The organism is Rhizobium sp. CB3171, from assembly GCF_029714265.1.
Classification (GTDB): domain Bacteria; phylum Pseudomonadota; class Alphaproteobacteria; order Rhizobiales; family Rhizobiaceae; genus Rhizobium.
On the sequence record NZ_CP121652.1, the window covers coordinates 609,106 to 627,500 of the forward strand.

Below are 18,395 nucleotides of genomic sequence, written 5' to 3' on the forward strand. Positions count from 1 at the left end.
TTTCATGATCGATATCAGTGCTGGCCACTTCCGTATTGCCACAGTCGCAGCTAACGTCGAGTGAAATCGAGGAGGAAACGGATATGCTGAATTTGTATTTCTCACCGGGTAGTTGTGCCCTCGCCAGCCTGATAGCACTCGAGGAGTCGGGCCTCGCCTACGAGGCGCGGCGCCTCAATTTTGCCGTTGGAGAGCAGCGTTCGCCGGATTATCTGGCGATCAATCCCAAGGGACGTGTTCCGGCTCTGGTGACCGACAAGGGCGTTGTCACGGAAAACGTGGCGATCCTTGCCTATGTTGCCCAGATCGCGCCGGCGGCCCGGCTGGCGCCGCTCGACGATCCCTTCGATTTTGCCCGCATGCAGGCCTTCAACAGCTATCTCGCCTCGACCGTCCATGTAAACCACGCTCACAAAGGGCGCGGCTATCGCTGGACCGACGATGCCGCGGCAATCGAAGCGATGAAGGCCAAGGTGCCGCAAAACATGGGCGAGTGTTTCGCGCTGATCGAGGAGAAGATGCTGGAAGGGCCGTGGGTGATGGGCGAGCAGTACACCGTCGCCGACGGCTATCTCTTCACGCTGGCAAGTTGGTTGCCGGGCGATGGCGTCGATCGGGCTAGCTTTGAGAAGGTCAGCGCCCATCACGCGCGTATGCTTGAGCGGCCGGCCGTGCAAAGGGCCATCGACGCCGAGCGGGTTTGATCACTCGGCGTCGAAGGCGGCCAGCAATTTCTTCGGTGCCCCAAACCGCCAGGCCTCGATCAGCCGCAGTTGCAGTTCGTCGTCGCCGATGGCGGCGATGCGCAATGGCAGCGACGGCCAGCCGACATAGTGATCCGTCTGGAAATAGATCTCCGGCGCCATCTCGATTAGCTGCTCCTTGCGGTCGATCGGCACCGCCAGCACGATCGTCTCGTCATTCTTGATGGAAACGAAAGCCTTGCCGCCCACCTTCAGCGCCGGCATACCATAGTGGGTGCTGATCTCGACCTCGGGTAGGCGGGCTTCCGCTACAGCGCGTTGGAGGCGCTGGAAGATCGCGTCAATATCGATGCCTATAGCCATACTGCGCCATCTCGTTCCGATCGGATATCGTTGAGGAAACATACATGATCGGAAGCGGGCGCCGAAGAGCCGGTTGGGATCGTTCAGCGCCGTGAGATGACTTGTTCCTGCGTTATACGCATTGTTTCAATCTCAGATCTTGCCCCTCCGCCTTCCGTCCCAAATTCTCCGGCGTCAGCGGCAGATCGGCCAGTTCCTCCAGCGACATGGCCGCCAGAGCCGGATGCTGCAACGGGTCGTCCTGCCGCTCGCTGTCGTCGTGCAGCAGATGATTCAAGAAAAGCTTCAGTATCGACATGCCATGCCTCCTCGTTCTTCCGCGATGATGCGCCCTGAGGCGGTTAGTCGGCGGGACGGTGGCGGTTCGGGTTTTATGCCGCGATGATCGCGCGCATCGGGCAGCTTTTCAATTGAGAATGCCGGCATGCTGATATAGATATTCTATATGAAGAATCTCAACAGCGTTCATCTGAATGGTCTCCGGGCGCTAGAGGCCGTGGGACGGCTCGGGTCGTTGCAGGCGGCCGCCGATGAGCTTGGCGTGACCATCGGCGCCGTCAGCCAGCAGGTGATCAAGGCCGAGGCGCAATTGGGGCGACCGGTTTTCGAGCGCACGCCGAAAGGGATGACGGTGACGGAGGCGGGTATCTCGGTTCTGGCGCGGCTCGGCGAAGGCTTTCAGGCGCTCTCGGCGGCGGTCACCGCCGCACAGCATCGCGACGACAATATCCTCACCATCTCGGTTGCGCCGGTCCTCGCCGCCCGCTGGTTGGTGCATCGGCTTGATCGCTTCGCCAAGCGCCATCCGGATATCAGGCTCCGCATCGACGCCACCACGCAACTCGTCAATCCGGCAACATCGGATGTCGATATCGGCATCCGGGTCGGCAATGGGCACTGGCCGGGCGTGAAATCCGAACTGCTATTGGCGCAGGAAATCTTTCCGGTCGTCACACCGCAGATCGCCGCCAAACTCAAGCAGCCTGCGGATCTGTTAAATGTGCCCGCCGTCATTGACGGGCATGCCATGTTCACCTGGGATGTCTGGCTCAAGGAGGCAGGCCTCTCCGGCAAATGCATGGAAGAGCGACATATCTTCAACGATGCGTCGCTCTGCCTCGATGCCGCCATGTCGGGCCAGGGCGTAATGCTTGCCTGGCAAACGCTGGCCGCCTATGCGTTGCAACAGAAGTGCCTCGTGGATCCCTTCGGTATCCGCGCCAAAACCGGTATCGGCCACTATTTCATCACGGCGGAAGGCGTGCGCGAGGCGAAAAAAGTCACCGCCTTCAAGAGCTGGATCAGAGAAGAGATGGATGAGAGCATGCAGCTCTTCCGTTGAGCGGCCTCAGATCGGCTCCTTGCCGCGTGTTGCCTGCATTGCCTTATAGGCGGCTCGCGACTGGCAGCGCTCGATCCAGATCTTTACGTTCGGATGGCTATCGAACAAAGCCTGTTCGGTCTGCGCATAGCGCAGCACCTCTGCGAGATTGAGATCGGCGACGGTGAAGCGATCGCCCAGGAGGTATTCCCGGTTCGTCAGGTGCTTTTCCAGCACGTCGAGTGGCCGCTTCAGCGACCGGCAGGCAACCGCGATTCCAGCCTTGCCTGCATCGGTGTTCTCCTGTGCGCGGTCATATATGCGCACGAGGGCCACGGAATGAGGCTCTACCTCCGTTGCCGCCCACATGGTCCACATGCCGAGCAGACCCTCTTCCTCCACCGTCTGCCCCGACAGCGGTCCGCCATGCTTGCGGGCGAGATAGAGATTGATGGCGAGCGATTCATGCATGACGAGATCACCGTCCTTGATGGCGGGGATCATGCCCATCGGATTGACGGCCAAGAATTCCGCCGACATCGTATTGACCGGCGCTTCTGGGTTTAAGGGATTACCGAGCCGGCTGGCCTGGATCACGGGCACGGATTGAAAGGGAATGCCAAGCTCCTCCGCCATCCAGTAGTTGCGCGATGCGCGTGAGCGATAGACGCCGTAAATTGTCAGCATAGTCGGTCTCCGAAAATCGAGTCGAAGCGAGGTTATTGGCGGCGTCCGGTAAACGGAAGAGGCGCGGGTTTATATCTGCAATGAAAGCTTTTGATGAGTGCGCGGAGATCAAGCACGAAAATATCCGTAAAGCCCTTCAATCTTTGCGAATCATGCCGGCCGCGCATTGCCTTCGTTCGGAAATTAGCAATGGCGCATGCTACTGTTAGCCTGGATTTTCGCCAGTGCGGTAGGAGGCATTCGGCGAGGATATTTTACGCAATCGGTGACTGCGATCTCGGGAGGAGAGCAGATGCTAGCGACGAGCGTATCGCTTGACGACAAATATACAGCAGATGAAGGCCGCGTCTTCATGACCGGACTGCAGACCCTCGTGCGTCTACCGATGACCCAGATGCGCCGCGACCGCGCCGCCGGCCTCAACACCGCAGCCTTCATATCCGGCTATCGCGGGTCGCCGCTCGGCGGCTACGATCAGCAGCTTCTGAAAGCCAAGACCTATCTCGACGCGCATGACGTCACCTTCCAGCCCGGCATCAACGAAGACCTTGCGGCCACCGCCATCTGGGGCACGCAACAAGTCGGTCTGTCCCCCGGCGTGCGCAAGGATGGCGTGCTCGGCATATGGTACGGCAAGGGGCCCGGCGTCGACCGCTCCGGCGATGTGCTGAAGCACGGCAATGCTGCCGGTACGTCCAAGCACGGCGGCGTCCTCTGTTTCGCTGGCGACGATCATTCCGCCAAATCGTCCACGATCCCGCACCAGACCGACCATGATTTCATGTCGGCGGTCATCCCGGTCATCTATCCATCCTCGATCCACGAATTCCTCGAATACGGCCTGCTCGGCATCGCCATGTCGCGCTATTCCGGCTGCTGGGTGGGCATGAAATTCATTGCCGACACGATTGAGACGACAGCCGCGGTCGATCTCTCAGGCGAGAAGCGGCAATTCGTGCTGCCGACCGATTTCGATCTGCCGCCCGGCGGCTTGAATCTGCGTTGGCCCGATACGCCGCTGATGCAGGACGATCGTCTGCAGACCTACAAGGCCTATGCCGCTATCGCCTTTGCCCGCGCCAATCGCGTCGATGAAATCACCCATGATGTGCCCAATGCCCGCTTCGGCATCATCTCCTCCGGCAAGGCCTATGAGGACGTGCTGCAGGCACTGCGCGAACTCGAAATCGGCCCGAAGGAAATGGCCGCGATTGGCCTGCGTATCTTGAAAGTCCGTATGCCGTGGCCGTTGGAGCCGGAAGCCGTCCGGCATTTTTCCGAAGGGTTGGACGAGGTGCTGGTTGTCGAGGAGCGGCGCGAGATCATCGAAAATCAGATCAAGCAGCAGCTCTTCAATTGGCGCGCCGATGTCCGTCCGCGCATCGTCGGCAAGTTCGATGAGCACGACAAGCCCTATCTCAGCCTGTCGGCGGCGCTGACGGTTGGTGCGGTGGCGCGGGCTATTGCCGGGCGCATCGTCAAGCTGGATCTCGATCCTTCGCTGCACGACCAGATCGCCGCCAAGCTCGCCTATCTTGCCGAACGCGGCCAGATCAGCCGCACGCATGTCGCGCCCTTGCAGCGTACGCCGTTCTTCTGTTCCGGCTGCCCGCACAACACATCCACCCGTGTTCCCGAAGGCAGCCGCGCCATGGCCGGTATCGGCTGCCACTACATGGTCACCTGGATGGACCGAAACACCCAGACCTTCACGCAGATGGGCGGGGAGGGCGTGCCCTGGACGGCAATTGCCCGTTACACTGACGAGAAGCACATGTTCGTCAACCTCGGTGACGGCACCTATTTCCATTCCGGCATTCTCGCCATCCGCCAGTCGGTCGCCGCGAAAGTCAACGTTACCTATAAGCTGCTCTACAACGACGCCGTTGCCATGACCGGCGGTCAGCCGATCGACGGTTATCTGACGCCTCAACTCCTGACCCGTCAGTTGCATGGCGAGGGCGTTTCGCCGATCTATCTGCTCGCCGAAAATCCTTCGGCCTATGCGGCATCGGACCTGGCTCCCGGCGTCAAGGTGCTGCATCGCGACAATATCGATCAGGTGATGCTGACGCTGCGCGAAACCGAAGGCTGCTCGGCGATCGTCTATGTCCAGACCTGCGCGGCGGAAAAACGCCGCCGCCGGAGCCGTGGCCTGATGGAGGACCCGGCCAAGCGCGTCTTCATCAATCCGGCTGTCTGCGAAGGCTGCGGCGATTGCTCGGTGCAATCCAACTGCATCTCGGTCGAGCCGCTAGAGACGGAGTTCGGCCGCAAACGGCAGATCAACCAATCGAGCTGCAACAAGGACTTCTCCTGCGTCAAAGGCTTCTGCCCGTCTTTCGTGACCGTCCATGGCGGCAAGCGCCGCAAACGCAAGGCGCTGGAACACGCGGATGCCAAGGTGCCGATGCCGGAGGTCCCGGTGATCGGCGAGCATCCCTGGAACATCGCGATCGCCGGCGTCGGCGGTACCGGTATCCTGACGATCGGTGCCATCCTCGGCATGGCGGCTCATCTCGACGGCAAGGTGCCGATGATCCTCGACATGGCCGGTCTCGCGCAGAAGGGCGGCGCGGTGATGAGCCATCTGCGCATTGGTTATAGCGAAGCCGACGTCACCTCGTCGCGCATCGTCAACGGCGGCGCCGACCTGCTGCTCGCTGCCGACGAAGTGGTCGGCGCGTCCAAGGATGCGATTACGCTGTGTGCCTCGAACCGCACGACGGCCATCGTCAATACCGGCCTCATGCCGGTCGCTGATTTCGTTCGCAACCGCGATTTCGATTTCAAGATTGGCTCGATTCAGCATACCATCGCCAAGACCGTGAGCGACAAATCCGTCTTCCTCGATTTTGGTCATGTGGCAAGCGAGGTCACCGGTGATGCCATGTCGACCAATATTCTTCTCACTGGCTTTGCCTGGCAGCGCGGCTTGCTGCCGCTGTCGCTGGAAGCCATCGAGAAGGCGATCGAGCTCAATGGCGTCGCCGTGAAAGCTAGCCTCTCGGCCTTCCACTGGGGCCGTCTGCTGGCGCACGATCCGCAGGCCGTAAAGGAGATGATGACGGAGCCGGATGCCGGCAAGACACTTGCAGAGATGAGCCTCGACGAGTTGATTGCCCACCGCAAGGGGCATCTGACTGCCTATCAGAACGCCGCACTTGCCGATCGCTATGGCGCGTTCGTCCAGCGTGCAATCGCCGCGGCTGCCAGGGAACGGCTTTCGGACAAGGTGCCCTTCGCCGTCGCCACGACCTATGCGCGGGTGCTGGCCTATAAGGACGAATATGAGGTGGCGCGGCTGCTGACCGATCCGGCCTTCGAGGCGCATTTACGCGACGAGATGGAAGGCGATTTCAAGCTGGCCTTCAATCTCGCGCCGCCGATGCTGGCCGGCAAGGATCCGAACGGCCGACCGAAGAAGCGGGAATTCGGCCTCTGGATATTGCCGCTGCTACGCAGGCTCGCGCCGATGAAGCGGTTGCGCGGTACGGTCTTCGATCCCTTCGGCTATATGCGGGAGCGCCGGCTGGAACGTCGGTTGATCGGCGAATACGAGGCGATTGCCGGCCGCGTTCTCAACGGCCTGCGCGCGGGTAATGAAACGGAGGCCCTTGCCATCCTGTCGTTGTTTGATGAAATCAGAGGCTTCGGACCGGTCAAGGAGGCGGCGGCCCGCAAGGTCATGGCGCGGATCGCCGAGAAGCTGAAGACCTATGAAATAGCGGAGGAGAAGCATCAGGTTCCTGCCGATGCGGCATGATGGTCTCAAAGAGGGGCGCGAGGAGAGTATGATCCTTAATGGCGCATAGCCATTCCGGGATCATGCATCGGGAAAAGCGGGAGGAGAAGGCAATGTATGCTGGAGGATTGAACTTTGCGCTCGGGGAGGAGATCGAGGCGCTGCGTGATAGCGTGCGCCGCTTTGCCGGTCAGCGCATCGCACCGCTCGCTGACGAGTTCGACCGCAACAATGGTTTTCCGATGGAGCTGTGGCGGGAAATGGGGGATCTCGGGCTGCTCGGCATCACCGCCGACGAAGCCTATGGCGGCGCCGGCCTCGGCTATGTAGCGCATGCGGTCGCCATGGAAGAAATCAGCCGCGCCTCGGCCTCCGTCGGTCTGAGCTACGGAGCCCATTCCAATCTCTGCGTCAACCAAATCAACCGCAACGGCACCGACGAGCAGAAGGCGCGTTACTTGCCTAAATTGATCTCCGGCGAACATATCGGCGCGCTTGCCATGTCGGAGCCCGGCTCGGGTTCCGATGTCGTTTCGATGAAGCTTCACGCCGAAAAGCGCGGCGACCGCTATGTGCTGAACGGCAGCAAGATGTGGATCACCAACGGTCCGGATGCCGACGTGCTGGTCGTCTATGCCAAGACCGCGCCGGACGCCGGCCCGCGCGGCATCACCGCTTTCCTGGTCGAGAAGGGTTTCGAGGGGTTCTCCGTGGGCCAGAAACTCGACAAGCTCGGCATGCGCGGCTCCAGCACCTCGGAGCTGGTTTTTATCGATTGCCAGGTGCCGGCGGAAAATGTGCTAGGTCAGATCGATGGCGGCGTCCGCGTGCTGATGTCCGGCCTCGACTACGAGCGCGTCATCCTGTCCGGCGGCCCGCTCGGCATCATGGCCGCCTGCATGGACGTGGTGCTGCCCTATCTGCATGAACGCAGGCAATTCGGCCAGCCGATCGGCGAATTCCAGCTCATGCAGGGCAAGCTTGCCGACATGTATGTGACCATGAATGCCGCCCGCGCCTATGTTTATGCGGTCGCCGCCGCCTGCGATCGCGGCGAAACGAACCGCAAGGACGCTGCGGGCTGCATTCTCTATGCTGCTGAAAAGGCGACCGCTATGGCGCTCGAATGCATCCAGGCCCTCGGCGGCAATGGCTATACCAACGACTATCCCGCCGGCCGGCTTCTGCGCGATGCCAAGCTCTACGAAATCGGCGCCGGCACCTCCGAAATCCGCCGCATGCTGATTGGGCGGGAACTCTTTGCCGAGACCCTCTGATTTTGAAATTTCGCCCCCAATTTTGGTGATGCAGCATGACCGTCCTGAAGTCAGAAATAACCGCCCATTCGGACCGTTTCAGGGACAATCGCGCCGCGATGCTGGAGGCGATCGGCGTGGCAAAGGCGGCGGTCTTGCGGGCGGCGGAGGGCGGCGGTGCGCAGGCGCGCGAGCGCCATGTCAGCCGCGGCAAGATGCTGCCGCGTGACCGGGTGGCAGGGCTGATCGATCCGGCGACGCCCTTTCTCGAAATCGGTACGACGGCTGCGCATGGCATGTATGGCGATGAGGCGCCGGGCGCGGGTTTGATCGCCGGCATCGGCCGCGTGGTGGGCCGCGATTGCATGATCGTCTGCAACGACGCCACCGTAAAGGGCGGCACCTACTATCCGATCACGGTGAAGAAGCATTTGCGGGCGCAGGAGATTGCGGCGGAAAATAATCTGCCCTGCCTCTATCTGGTCGATTCCGGCGGAGCCAACCTGCCGAACCAGGACGAAGTCTTTCCAGATCGCGATCATTTCGGCCGCATCTTCTACAATCAAGCCAATATGTCGGCAGCGGGCATTCCGCAGATCGCTGTGGTCATGGGTTCGTGCACCGCCGGCGGGGCCTATGTGCCGGCCATGTCCGACGAGACCATCATCGTCGAGGGGCAGGGGACGATCTTTCTCGCCGGACCGCCGCTGGTCAAAGCAGCCACCGGCGAGGTGGTTTCTGCCGAGGATCTCGGCGGCGGTGATGTGCATACGCGCCTTTCCGGTGTCGCCGACCATCTGGCCTGCGACGATGCCCATGCGCTGGCCTTGGCGCGGCAGGCCGTCGCCAATCTCAATCGTCACAAACCGACGACTGTAGAGCTGCGGGAGCCCGAGCCGCCGCTATACGATCCGGAAGATATGCTCGGCATCGTGCCTTCCGATCTGCGCACGCCCTACGACGTTCGCGAAGTCATCGCCCGCATTGTTGATGGCTCCCGCTTTGATGAATTCAAGGCGCGCTATGGCGCGACTTTGGTCTGCGGCTTTGCCCATATCCACGGCATTCCCGTCGGCATCATCGCCAACAACGGCGTGCTGTTTTCGGAATCGGCACTGAAGGGCGCGCATTTCGTCGAGCTTTGCTCGCAGCGGAAAATCCCACTGGTCTTCCTGCAGAATATCACCGGCTTCATGGTCGGCCGGAAATACGAGACGGAAGGCATCGCCAAGCACGGAGCCAAGCTGGTGACGGCTGTGGCGACGACGAAGGTGCCGAAGATCACCATGCTGATCGGCGGTTCTTTCGGCGCCGGCAATTACGGCATGGCCGGCCGTGCCTATTCTCCGCGCTTCCTCTGGACCTGGCCCAACAGCCGTATCTCCGTCATGGGCGGAGAGCAGGCGGCCGGCGTGCTGGCGACGGTCCGCGGCGAAGCGCTGGCGCGCGCCGGCAAGCCTTGGACGAAGGAGGAAGAGGCAGCCTTCAAACAGCCGACGCTCAAGATGTTCGAGACCCAGAGCCACCCGCTCTATGCCTCGGCGCGTCTCTGGGACGACGGCATCATCGACCCACGCAAGAGCCGCGATGTGCTGGCGCTGTCGCTTTCGGCCGCGCTCAATGCGCCCATCGAAGACACACGCTTCGGCCTGTTCAGGATGTGAGGAGATTGAGATGAAACGCGACATCATCAATGCCAAGAACGCACCTCAGCCACGCGGCGGCTATGCTCAGGCCGTGAAGCTCGAAAATTTCGAGAGATTGCTGTTTGTCAGCGGCCAGATTCCGACAACCGCCGATGATGCGCTTCCGGACGGCTTTCCGGCGCAGGCCCGCCAGGTCTGGCTCAATGTCGACGCCCAGCTCAAGGCCGCGGGCATGAGCAAGGCCGATATCGTCAAGGTCACCACCTATCTCGCCGACCGTCACCATACGATCGAGAACCGCGAAATCCGCAGCGAGTATTTGGGTCCGCTCACCCCGGCGATGACGGTGGTGATATCGGGCGTTTTCGACACCGCATGGCTGCTCGAAGTCGAGGTCGTCGCCGCGCAATAGGGTTTGCCGATGTTTTCGAAGATATTGATCGCCAATCGCGGAGAAATCGCCTGCCGGATCGTCCGTACGGCAAGGCGGATGGGCATCCGCACGGTCGCCGTTTATTCCGACGCCGATATCGCCGCACTGCATGTGGCTCTGGCCGATGAGGCGGTCCATATCGGTCCGGCAACGGCGAGCGAGAGCTATCTTTCGAAGGAGAAGATCATCGCTGCCGCACGGCAATTCGGCGCCGAGGCCATTCACCCCGGCTACGGCTTTCTCTCGGAAAATGCCGATTTCGCAGAGGCCGTCGAAGCCGCCGGACTGGTTTTCATTGGCCCATCCCCTGCCTCAATCCGCGCCATGGGCCTGAAGGATGCGGCCAAGGCGTTGATGGAGCACGCCGGCGTGCCTGTCGTTCCCGGCTATCACGGTGATAAGCAGGATGCGGCGTTCCTCGCGGAGCGGGCAACGGAGATCGGCTTTCCCGTGCTGATCAAGGCACGGGCCGGCGGTGGCGGCAAGGGTATGCGGCGTGTTGACCGGCCGGAGGATTTCGCATCTGCGTTGGAAGCGGCGAGACGCGAGGCGAAATCGGCCTTCGGTGATGATGCGGTGCTGATCGAAAAATATCTGACCCAGCCCCGTCACATCGAGATGCAGGTCTTCGGCGACAGCCATGGCAACGTCGTCCATCTTTTCGAGCGCGATTGCTCTCTGCAGCGGCGGCACCAGAAGGTGATCGAGGAGGCGCCGGCCCCCGGCATGACGGAGGAGATGCGCAGCGCCATGGGCGAAGCTGCCGTCCGCGCGGCGCGGGCCATCGACTATCGCGGTGCCGGCACGGTCGAATTCATTGCCGATGTCTCCGAAGGCCTGTCGCCGGATCGCTTCTTCTTCATGGAAATGAACACCCGCCTGCAGGTCGAGCATCCCGTCACCGAGGCGATCGCCGGGGTCGATCTGGTCGAATGGCAATTGCGGATTGCCGGCGGCGAGCCCTTGCCGAAGACCCAAGCCGAGCTTGCCATCGAGGGCTGGGCCTTCGAGGCGCGGCTTTATGCCGAAGATCCGTCGCGGGGGTTTCTGCCCGCGACCGGCACGCTCTCGCATCTCAGATTTCCCGACGGCGATGTCCGCATCGACACCGGCGTGCGCCAGGGCGATAGCATCACGCCGCATTACGATCCTCTGATCGCCAAGCTCATCGTCCACGCCCCAACCCGCCAAGCCGCCCTCGCCAAGCTGGCGCGAGCGCTGCAGGATACGCAGATCGCCGGAACAACAAGCAATCTCGAGTTCTTGGTCCGCTTGAGCCAACAGCCGGATTTCGTTGCGGGCCATCCGGATACGGGCCTGATCGACCGCGAGGCAGAGACGCTGACCGCAGCACCGATACCAGACGATATCGCGCTTGCCATCGCTGCCATCTTCGAGGCGGGAGCCTTGGCGCGGTCCTTTGCGCGCGACCCCTGGCAAGCGCTTGGCGCCTGGCAGCTTTGGGGCGAAGTAAATCGCCCTGTCACATTGCATCACAGCGGCAGTCATACGAACTGCCGCGTCATTGCGAAAGGACAAGATCTCTTCTCCGTGCATTTCGATGATCGCGCTGTCGCCGTTCGCATCATCAGTCGCACCGGTAGCGGCTGCCATGTGGAGATCGACGGCCGGCAGCTCACTGCCGATGTCTTCCAAACGCCACATGACATGACGCTGTTCCTCGATGGCCGCACCCATCATTTCCATCGGCCCGACCCCTTGGATGGCGCCGAGGAAGAAGCCGCCGGTGGCGACCGGCTGGTCGCGCCTATGCCCGGTCTCATCAAGATTGTTCGGGTTCAGGAAGGCGATATGGTGGCGAAGGGTGAGGCGCTGATCGTCATGGAGGCCATGAAGATGGAGCTGACGCTGACGGCGACGCGCGACGGTGTGGTGGAAAGCCTGCATGTCGGCGAAGGCGATCAGACCAGCGAAAGCGCCGTCCTGCTGTCGCTCCGGCCGGAGGATGCGCAATGACCGAGCGTCCTTCCAACCATGTCACCATCGTCGAAATGGCACCACGAGACGGCCTGCAGAACGAGAAACGGCTGATCGACACGGACACCAAGATCGAATTGGTGGATCTGCTTTCCGACTGCGGTTTCGAGCGTATCGAGGTCACCAGCTTCGTCAGCCCGAAATGGGTGCCGCAGCTCGCCGATGCTGCCGGGGTCATGGCAGGCATCAAACGGAAGCATGGCGTCCGCTATGCGGTGTTGACGCCGAATATGCAGGGGTTCGAGGCGGCGCTTGCCGCCGGCGCCGATGAGGTGGCGATTTTCGCGTCGGCCTCCGAAAGCTTTTCGATGCGCAATATCAATTGCTCCATCGCCGAAAGTATCGAGCGTTTTCGGCCGGTGGCGGCCGCAAGCCGCGACCGCGGTATTCCGCTGCGCGGCTACGTCAGTTGCGTCGTTGAATGCCCTTATGAGGGCGCGGTGCCGCCGGCGAATGCAGCAAGCGTCGCTCGGCAATTGCGGGAGCTCGGCTGCTACGAGATCAGCCTCGGCGATACGATCGGCAGGGGCGAACCGGAGGCGGTGGACAGAATGCTGGAAGCCGTGCTTGCCGATCTTCCCGCCGCGATGCTGGCCGGCCATTTCCACGATACGTCGGGCCGGGCGCTGGACAACATCGGCGTAGCCCTGGATCGGGGCCTGCGGGTATTCGACGCAGCCGCCGGCGGTCTCGGCGGCTGTCCTTTCGCGCCCGGCGCCAAAGGCAATGTCGATACCGTGTCAGTTCACCACTATCTGGCACTACACGGCTTCGAAACTGGCCTCGATGACGAGAAACTTGCCAAGGCCGCCGCCTTTGCCCGTAGCCTCAGGAGCGCCGCATGACATCGCAAACCATCCATATCGCCATCGAGGAACGTGGCGTCGCCCGCCTGACTTTGGCGCGCCCGGAAAAACACAACGCCCTGTCGGTTGAAATGATCGATGCCCTGACCGAGGCTGCTTACGATCTTGGCAGGGATGCGAGTGTGCGCGTCGTGGTGCTTACGGGCGAGGGCGCGAGCTTCTGCGCCGGTGGCGATCTCGGTTGGATGCGCGCCCAGTTCGATGCCACTCGTGCCGGACGCATCGTCGAAGCCCGGCGGCTCGCGATGATGTTCAAGGCCCTGAATGAATTGCCGAAGCCGCTGATCGCCCGCGTGCACGGCAATGCCTTCGGCGGCGGCGTCGGCATCCTCAGCATCTGCGATATGGCGGTTGCCGCCGCGACTTCCCGCTTCGGCCTGACGGAAGTTCGCCTCGGCATCATCCCCGCTATCATCAGCCCCTATGTCGTTGCCCGCATCGGCGAGGCCAGGGCCCGTCCGCTCTTTCTTTCCGGCAAAGTCATCGACGCCTGGCAAGCCCACGCCGCCGGCCTCTTGTCCCGCGTCGTCCCTGAGGACGCACTCGACGAAGCCATCGAATCTGAAATCCGCCATCTCCTCGCCGCCTCGCCGCAGGCGGCTGCGCGGGCAAAGGCATTGGCCCGTTCCCTCGGCATGCCGATCACCGACGAGCTCATCGACCATGTCATCACGCAACTGGCCGACACGTGGGAGACGGAGGAAGCAAGGGAAGGGGTCACAGCATTCTTCGAGCGGCGGGAGCCAAGCTGGAGATAGGGAAGCCTATCCTAGTCTGTTTTTCTCTATTGTCAGTTGTGGAAAATCTTCGCGCCCTGTTACCGTCAAGTCACCGGAAGCCGGTTTGTCCCAGCGAAAGCCGATGACAGCGCCTTTTTCCACTTGTTGGAACAGATTGTCGGAAATGACAGCCGCACCCGCGCCGTCGGCAACGGAGACGGCGCAGCCGATGGGTGCTTGGCGGATGATATTGCCATTAGCGACGATGTTGCGGAGATAGGGACCCCAGCCGAGTTTCAGGCCCCAGAGCGGGGCGCTTTCGATGAGGTTCGAGGCAATTAGCGTATCGGCTTCGGCCGAGATTCCGATGCCGAAGCCGCTTTCCTGAGGGTAGGGTCCGGTCAGCGACAGGTTGCGGATGATATTGCCGGTGACGCTGGCGAGCCGCCCGCCCTTGTCGAAATTGGCAATCGCGATACCGTTTGCCGCGCCGTCGACGAGATTGTTGCTGACCACGGCGCCTTCGAACTCGAATTCGCAGAAGATCGCCGTTTCGCCGGAGCGCAGGCATTGATTGCCTGTGATTTGCACGTTTGATGCCGAATTGGCGCGGACAGCAGTGAAGGCGCAATCGGCGATGTGGTTTCCGGAGACCAGGACATCGTCGGCGCGAAAAATATTGATGCCGTTGCCGTTCTGGCCGGTGCCGCCATCATTGGCGCCGATGCCGGCGATGCGATTGCCGGTGACGATGCTACGGTCTGCGCCCTTGTCCCAACGATGGATGAGAATGCCGCCATTGCCGCAATCCTCGAGCGGATTGTCGGTGACCGTCAATCCGCTCGACTGGACGGAATAGAGGCCGGCTTCGGTGGCGCCCGATATGCGGCTGCGTTCGATCCGCCCGCCGCAGCGCTCCAGTTGCAGCGCATGTTTGCGGCTCCCGGCGATTTCGCAATTGTCGATCAGCACCTGATCAACGCCGGTAAATTGCAGCAATCCGCCGGCATAGTCGGCAAGCCAGCGATTGCCGCCATCAAGAACGAGACCGGAAAGTTCGATGCGCCTGGCCTTGTCGGCGCTCATCAGATGGCCTTCGCCGCCATAGACGAGCCGCGAAGCGCCGGGAATGCCGGTGATACGGGTATTGTCGGGCAGCGAAAGGTTCGAAACATCGTAGTTACCCGGCGGCAGGAAGACCGGCGCGTTGTTGCGCGCGGCGCTATCGATCATCGCCTGGAGCTTGCTGCTTCTGATGTCGCTGGTGCCCGGTGTCGCCCTATAGGCGATGGCATCGATCGGTCCGCGCATCTCGGCACCCGCAATCTTGGCGAGCGGCGCAGCAAAGGCGCGCGGGGCAAATAGGCCGGTTGCAGCCGAGGCGGCGATATAGGCGAGGAACGCGCGACGCTGGACCATGTGAACTCCTGGATCGAGCCTTCTGGAAGCAGAAAACGTGCCACGCGCATCTGTCTCGATTTGGCACGGAAAGAGGCCTGATTTTGCGAAGACGGGCCCCTTATTTTTCGGTCATTTCGCCCTTTTATTCTTTCGTTCACCCATCTGCTTAAGAGGCTTGAAGGAAGCGCGAACTATAATGATCGCGTTTCGGTTGTGACATTTGAGGAGGCCGTAGTTGCGGCCGGGTTGGGAGAATGCGCCTCATGAATAAGCCGGCTTTTCAGCATGCGCGGACAGGCGAGCGTGGTCGTTCGCTTGATGCCGAGACGGAGCGCCTATTGGCAGCTACGCAGGCGCTGATGGCGGCGAACGCGCACCACGTCGCCGATGGCATCGAGCAATTGCGCCTCAAGGCGATCGTGCATGAGCTGCCGGACTTTCTCTTCGTCAAGGATCGGGAAAGCCGCTTTGTCTTCGCCAATGCCGCCACGGCAAAAAGTCTCGGCTTGGAAAGAGCGAGCGCGATCACTGGTAAGACTGATTTCGATCTGGTGCCGCTGGAGCGGGCGACGAAATACTTCCGTATCGAGCAGGAAATCATCGCTACAGGCAAGCCGCGGCTCGATATGGAGGACGTCATTCCCTCCGTGAGCGGCGGTAAGCCGGTCTATCGGTTAACCTCGAAGTTACCGCTGCGCAATGACCGCGGCGAGGTGATCGGCCTGATTTGCATTTCACGCGATATCACCGAGCGCAAGCGCCAGGAGCATCTGCGCCGCAGCCAGGCCGAGCTATTGGAAATGATCGCCAAGAGCGAGCCGCTGGAGATGATCCTCGAGGCGGTGGTGTTGATGGTCGAGGATCAACTTACCGATATCAAGGGATCGGTGCTGCTGCTTGATCCGGAAGGCATCCATCTCTCTCATGGAGCGGCACCCAATCTGCCCGCTGCCTATAGCCGTCTGATAGATGGCGTCGCCATCGGCCCGAAAGTCGGCTCCTGCGGCACGGCCGCCTGGCGCGGCAAGCCAGTCTTCGTCAACGACACCCAGACGGATCCGCTCTGGGAGGATTTTTGTGTTCTGGCCGCGCAATTCGACCTACGCTCATGCTGGTCGACGCCGATCATGACCTCGCAGGGCAATGTGCTTGGCACTTTCGCGCTTTATTCCGGCACCGTGCGCGAGCCGACCGAACGCGAGCTGGAGCTGGTTGCCATGGCGACCCACATCGCCGGCATCGCCATCGAGCGCAAGCGCGCCGAAGACCGCATCTATTTCATGGCCCATCATGACGACCTGACGGGGCTGCCGAACCGCGCCTTTCTCAAGGAGAACATGGCGAAAATCCTGTTCAAGGCGCGCCGAAACGGCCGCAAGGTGACGGTCGCCTATGTCGATCTCGACAATTTCAAGCAGGTCAATGACAGCCGCGGCCACAGCGCGGGCGATGAGCTGCTGAAGGAGCTGACGGCGCGCATGGTCGATAGCCTCAGGGCTTCCGATATGGTGGTGCGCCTCGGCGGCGACGAATTCCTGCTGGTCATCGTCCATCAGTCGCGCCACGACACTGGCATCACGCGGCGGCTGCGTGAACTGCAGAAGGCGATCACGCAGCCGGTGCTGATCGGGGAGATCGAGGTTGCCGTGACGAGCAGTATCGGCGTCGCAGCCTTTCCAGCCGATGGGGAGACGCCGGAGGAGCTGATCGCCTGCGCCGACGCGGCCATGTACAAGGCCAAGGAGCATGGCCGTAACCGGCTGCAGTATCATATTCAGAGATCGGACGCGGCTGGCGTCATGCCGCTGAGCGAGCAGGAAGAATTACGCAAGGCGATCGGCGCCAAGCAGTTCTTTCTGGAATACCAGCCGCAGGTCGATGTCGCGAGCGGCCGGGTGGTCGGCCTGGAGGCGTTGGTGCGCTGGCGTCATCCGCGCCACGGCATGCTGCCGCCCGGTCAGTTCATCCCGCTGGCGGAAGAATCCGGGCTGATCATCCCGCTCGGCTTGTTCGTGCTGAACGAGGCCTGTCGACAGGCCAAGGAATGGCAGGAAATGGGCCTGCCGCCGGTTACGGTCGCCGTCAATGTTTCGGCTCGGCAATTCAGCGATCCGGCGCTTGCCGTGCATGTCACCGAAGCTCTGGAGGCGAGCGGCCTCGGCGCGCAATGGCTGGAGCTTGAGTTGACGGAGAGCACGCTGATGCATGACGTGCCGCGCGCCCTGCATGTGATGCAGGCACTGAAGGCGCTTGGCGTGCGTCTTTCCATCGACGATTTCGGCACCGGCTATTCCAGCTTGGCGGCGCTGAAGACTTTTCCCTTCGACCGTCTCAAAATGGATCGCTCCTTCGTTGAGGCGTTGCCGCGCGACGAGACGACCGTCGCCATCGCCTCCACCGTCATCTCGCTTGCACGGCTGCTGCGTCTGGCGGTCGTCGCCGAAGGAGTGGAAACGGACGAGCAACTCGAGTTCTTGCGTCAGAGTCAGTGCCATGACGCCCAGGGCTTCTATTTCTCGCGGCCGGTCGGAGCGGCGGAAATCCCGAGGATTCTGACGAACGCCTACGATCGCCTCGCTTGAACCCATCCCTGTCCGCTGTAATTCTGCCTCCTATTAGCCGGCCCTTGAATTGATTCTGTATTGGGCTTTGCGCGAAGAGGGGAAGTGGATTTATGGGCAAGGGGCGTATCGAAGCCTTTTCCGATGGCGTGATCGCCATCATCATCACCATCATGGTGCTGGAATTGAAAGTGCCGCATGGCGAGGGGGTGCAGGCGCTCGTACCGCTGATCCCGACGCTGCTTTCCTATGTTCTGAGCTTCGTCTACGTCGGCATCTACTGGAACAATCACCATCATATGTTCCAGGCGGTGAAACACGTCGGGGGCGGCGTGCTTTGGGCCAATCTGCATCTGCTGTTCTGGCTGTCATTGATGCCCTTTGCCACCGGCTGGATGGACGAAAACGACTTCGCCATGACGCCCGTGATGGTCTATGGCTTCGTCTTGCTGATGTGCGGTTTTGCCTATTACATCCTCGGCCAGATGCTGATCCGTGTGCATGGCAGGGATTCCGATTTTGCCCACACGCTCGGTTCGGATCGTAAAGCCGGAATTTCCGTTAGCCTTTACATCGTCGCTATCATACTTGCCGCCATCAACCCGTTTATCTCCCTCGGCATCTATTTCATCGTCGCCTGCATATGGCTGGTGCCGGATCGACGGTTCGAGCGGATGATGAAGTAGACGAGCAGC

Annotated in this window: 15 protein-coding genes; 11 read left to right on the forward strand and 4 right to left on the reverse strand. The window is 61.4% G+C overall.

Annotated features, from left to right (window positions below):
- Positions 1 to 83: 83 nt before the first annotated feature.
- A complete protein-coding gene (locus tag QA648_RS03005) occupies positions 84 to 704 on the forward strand; it encodes a glutathione S-transferase N-terminal domain-containing protein (RefSeq protein WP_283049534.1) in 621 nt (206 codons plus the stop codon).
- Here QA648_RS03005 and QA648_RS03010 read toward each other — a convergent pair whose 3' ends face one another.
- The gene (locus tag QA648_RS03010; protein ID WP_283051197.1) at positions 705 to 1,061 is read right to left on the reverse strand and encodes an MmcQ/YjbR family DNA-binding protein; all 357 of its coding nucleotides are present in this window, start codon (positions 1,059 to 1,061) and stop codon (positions 705 to 707) included.
- Between the two features lie 118 nt (positions 1,062 to 1,179).
- Positions 1,180 to 1,365, reverse strand: coding sequence for a hypothetical protein (locus tag QA648_RS03015; protein ID WP_283049536.1), 186 nt, complete (start codon positions 1,363 to 1,365; stop codon positions 1,180 to 1,182).
- A 147-nt stretch (positions 1,366 to 1,512) separates the two neighbouring features.
- On the opposite strand from QA648_RS03015, the gene QA648_RS03020 reads away from it, so the two are divergent.
- A complete protein-coding gene (locus QA648_RS03020) occupies positions 1,513 to 2,409 on the forward strand; it encodes a LysR substrate-binding domain-containing protein (RefSeq protein WP_104822362.1) in 897 nt (298 codons plus the stop codon).
- Positions 2,410 to 2,415: 6 nt separating this feature from the next.
- Here QA648_RS03020 and QA648_RS03025 read toward each other — a convergent pair whose 3' ends face one another.
- Complete coding sequence (locus tag QA648_RS03025; protein WP_283049539.1) at positions 2,416 to 3,075, reverse strand: glutathione S-transferase family protein; 660 nt, start codon at positions 3,073 to 3,075, stop codon at positions 2,416 to 2,418.
- Between the two features lie 292 nt (positions 3,076 to 3,367).
- Between QA648_RS03025 and QA648_RS03030 the strand changes: the two genes are divergently transcribed.
- From QA648_RS03030 to QA648_RS03060, 7 genes are all read left to right on the forward strand, one after another.
- On the forward strand, positions 3,368 to 6,841 hold the full coding sequence (locus QA648_RS03030; protein ID WP_283049541.1) for an indolepyruvate ferredoxin oxidoreductase family protein: 3,474 nt from the start codon (positions 3,368 to 3,370) through the stop codon (positions 6,839 to 6,841).
- 92 nt (positions 6,842 to 6,933) lie between these two features.
- Positions 6,934 to 8,097, forward strand: coding sequence for an isovaleryl-CoA dehydrogenase (locus QA648_RS03035; protein WP_283049543.1), 1,164 nt, complete (start codon positions 6,934 to 6,936; stop codon positions 8,095 to 8,097).
- Positions 8,098 to 8,132: 35 nt separating this feature from the next.
- Entirely contained in the window at positions 8,133 to 9,740 is a 1,608-nt protein-coding gene (locus QA648_RS03040) for a carboxyl transferase domain-containing protein (RefSeq protein WP_283049544.1), read from the forward strand.
- A gap of 10 nt (positions 9,741 to 9,750) precedes the next feature.
- On the forward strand, positions 9,751 to 10,134 hold the full coding sequence (locus tag QA648_RS03045) for a RidA family protein (RefSeq protein WP_283049545.1): 384 nt from the start codon (positions 9,751 to 9,753) through the stop codon (positions 10,132 to 10,134).
- A 9-nt stretch (positions 10,135 to 10,143) separates the two neighbouring features.
- Entirely contained in the window at positions 10,144 to 12,132 is a 1,989-nt protein-coding gene (locus tag QA648_RS03050) for an acetyl/propionyl/methylcrotonyl-CoA carboxylase subunit alpha (protein WP_283049546.1), read from the forward strand.
- Positions 12,129 to 12,998 (forward strand): hydroxymethylglutaryl-CoA lyase, encoded by an 870-nt coding sequence (locus tag QA648_RS03055; RefSeq protein WP_283049548.1) that lies wholly within the window; start codon positions 12,129 to 12,131, stop codon positions 12,996 to 12,998. Before QA648_RS03050 ends, QA648_RS03055 begins: the two co-directional genes overlap by 4 nt.
- Complete coding sequence (locus QA648_RS03060; protein WP_283049550.1) at positions 12,995 to 13,777, forward strand: crotonase/enoyl-CoA hydratase family protein; 783 nt, start codon at positions 12,995 to 12,997, stop codon at positions 13,775 to 13,777. The genes QA648_RS03055 and QA648_RS03060 overlap by 4 nt, the downstream gene beginning before the upstream one ends.
- Before the next feature lie 6 nt (positions 13,778 to 13,783).
- On the opposite strand, the gene QA648_RS03065 is transcribed toward QA648_RS03060, so the two are convergent.
- A complete protein-coding gene (locus QA648_RS03065) occupies positions 13,784 to 15,157 on the reverse strand; it encodes a TIGR03808 family TAT-translocated repetitive protein (RefSeq protein WP_283049552.1) in 1,374 nt (457 codons plus the stop codon).
- 245 nt (positions 15,158 to 15,402) lie between these two features.
- Between QA648_RS03065 and QA648_RS03070 the strand changes: the two genes are divergently transcribed.
- Together QA648_RS03070 and QA648_RS03075 are read left to right on the forward strand one after the other, a co-directional pair.
- Entirely contained in the window at positions 15,403 to 17,721 is a 2,319-nt protein-coding gene (locus QA648_RS03070; RefSeq protein WP_283049553.1) for an EAL domain-containing protein, read from the forward strand.
- Positions 17,722 to 17,813: 92 nt separating this feature from the next.
- The gene (locus tag QA648_RS03075; protein ID WP_104822372.1) at positions 17,814 to 18,386 is read left to right on the forward strand and encodes a TMEM175 family protein; all 573 of its coding nucleotides are present in this window, start codon (positions 17,814 to 17,816) and stop codon (positions 18,384 to 18,386) included.
- Positions 18,387 to 18,395: the final 9 nt, after the last annotated feature.